General features: G+C 74.9%; 1 protein-coding gene. It reads left to right on the forward strand.

The annotated features are described in order from the left end of the window. Positions 1–2,627: SbcC/MukB-like Walker B domain-containing protein (locus ACFQ3T_RS35730; RefSeq protein WP_380730429.1), on the forward strand; the 2,627-nt coding region annotated here is incomplete at its 5' end. Positions 2,628–2,720 lie beyond the last annotated feature (93 nt).

A 2,720-nucleotide genomic window follows, 5' to 3' on the forward strand; every position in this document is an offset into this window, starting at 1 on the left:
CCGTCGTGCGGCGACGGGGCGAGCGGGCGGCGGCGATCGACGAGGGCGACGCCGCGCTGGCCGGGCTGCGGTCGGGGACGGCGCGGGAACCCGAGCGGAGCCGGTTCGGCGGGGCGGCGCGGGAGGCGGGGGCCGGTGCGCCGTTCTACCGGTTGGTCGACTTCCACCCTGCCGTGGACGGCGCGGCGCGGGCAGGCCTGGAGGCGGCGCTGGAGGCGTCCGGCCTCCTCGACGCCTGGGTGACGCCGGAGGGCCGGGAAACACGATCGGGTGATCTTGCCCGGAAAATGTACGGAAACACTGTTACCGCCCCTCGGTTGAGAGAATCGGCCGCCGAGACCACCCCCCACCCCTCCACCCCCGACCCCGCAGCCCTTCACCCCACCGACCCCCAGCCCGCCGACCCCCAGCCCGCCGACCCCCGGGACGCCGACCCCCGGGACGCCGCCCACTCCGCAGACCCAGGCGCGGCCCAGGCCGGCGCCGACGCCGCCGTGCCACCCGCCGACCAGGCCGTGGAACGCGGTGTGCTGGCCGTGCCCGGTGCCGCCGTCGACGGCCCGTCCCTGGCGTCCGTCCTGGTACCAGCCGTCGAGCCGACCTCGCCCGTCCCCGCCGACGTGGTGGCGGAACTGCTCGCGTCGGTGTCCCTGCGCGCCCTGCCGTCGTCCCCGTCCCCGTCGTCGTCCTCGTCGCCGCCGTCGTCCTCGTCGCAGGGTGGCGAGGTGTCGTTCGCGGTGTCGGTGGACGGTCGGTGGCAGGCGGGCGTGTTGACCGGCGCGTGGCGGAAGGACGCGGCGGAGTTCATCGGCGCGGGCGCGCGCGAGGCGGCCCGGCAGCGCCGGATCGCCGAACTGGAGGACGAACTCGCGGCCCTGCGCGCCGACCTGGGCGCGGCGGAGGCCGCGCCGGCCGCCGTGCGCGACCTGGTCGAGCGGTGGGAGGCCCACCTCGACCGGTTCCCCGCGGATCGCGAGCTGGTCGCCCGGCACGGTCGGCTCCAGGCGGCGCAGGAATCGGCCGACCGGGCCGCCCGGCGGGCCGAGGAGTTGCGCGAGGAGCTGGCCGCCGCGCAGGCCCGCAGTGAGGCCGCTGCCGCAGAGGTCGTCCGCCAGGCCGGTGACGCCGGCCTGCCCGCCACCACCGAAGGCCTCCAGCAGGCCCGGCAGGCGGCGGGCGAGGCGCAGCGCACCGCCGACCGGCTCGGCGACGTGCTCCGCCGCCAGTGCCAGGGCACCGTGACCGACCTGACCGACGCGACGCACCGCTACCACGCGGCCGTGGCGGATCGGGTCGCGGCGGAGTCCGACGCCGAGGCGCGGTGCGTCGACTACGCGTCGCAGGCCTCGACGTTGGCCGAGGCCGCCGGCGCGATCGGCGGCGAGGCGCGGGAGATCGCCGACCAGCTGTCCACTTTGGAGCGTTCACGGCGGGAGATGCGCGGTGAGCTGAAGGGAGTGCGGGAAGAGGTCGCGTCGGCACGCGAGCAGGCCGCGAAGCTCAGCGCGCAGCTGGAGACGTCGGCCGAGCAGCTCGCGGCGGCGCGCGACACCCTGACCCGCGCGGTCGAGCACTTCAAGGCGACGATCGCCGCGCCCGGTGTGCTGGTGGCCGCGCTGCCGGACGTGCCGGAGGACGTCACGTCGGTGCGCGCGGCCCTGACGGGGGTCGACCGGCGCGGCGCGGGCGAGGCGACGGTGATCAGCAAGCTGCAGGCGTTGCAGACGTCGCTGGCCGGCAGCCACGACATCGCCGCCGAGCAGCACGTCGGCCTGCTCACCGTGACCGTCACCGGCGAGGAAGGCGCCCGTCCGGTCGCCGTCGCCGCGCGGCACGTGACGGCGAAGCTGGCCGAGCAGCGCGGTTTCCTCGACGAGCGCTACCAGAACATCTTCGCCGACTACCTCATCCGCGACCTGGCCGAGTGGCTGCGCGGGCAGATCGCCGTCGCCGAGGACCTGTGCAAGCGGATGAACGAGGTGCTGGGGCGGGCGCGGTCGTCGCAGGGCGTGCACGTGAAGCTGGCGTGGAAGCCGTCGGCGGCGTTGGACGAGGCGACGCGTGACGCGTTGGCGCTGGTCCGGCTGCCGTACGCGGAACGCACCCCCGAGCAGGACGCCACGCTGCGGCGCGTGTTCACCGAGCGCATCGAGGCCGAGCGCGACTCGCACACCGGCAGCTACGCGGAGATCCTGTCGCGGGCGCTGGACTACCGGACGTGGCACCAGTTCACCGTCACCGTGGCCGACACCGGGCCCGACGGCGGCCCGCGCGAGCGGCGGCTGCGGCAGCTGTCGTCCGGTGAGACGCGGCTGATCTCGTACGTGACGCTGTTCGCGGCGGCGGCGTCGTTCTACGACGCGGTGAGCGGCGAGTTCTCGCCGTTGCGGCTGGTGCTGCTGGACGAGGCGTTCGAGCGGCTGGACGACCCGACGATCGCGCGCATGCTCGGGCTGCTCGTCGACCTCGACATGGACTGGGTGATCACCTGGCCCAGCGGGTGGGGCGTGTCTGACAAGATCCCGCGGATGCACATCTACGACGTGCTGCGGCCGAAGAACGGGCGCGGCGTGGCGTGCACCCAGACGACCTGGGACGGCGCCGCCCTCGACCGCGTCGACCCCTAGCGCGTGTTTCAAAGGTGAGGTGACCGGCGGCGTGTCGGTGGCCGGAACGTGGCGAGGTCTCCGGTAAGTGGTTTAGCGACCAAGCAAAACCGT

It is taken from the genome of Saccharothrix hoggarensis (assembly GCF_042678885.1).
Classification (GTDB): domain Bacteria; phylum Actinomycetota; class Actinomycetes; order Mycobacteriales; family Pseudonocardiaceae; genus Actinosynnema; species Actinosynnema hoggarensis.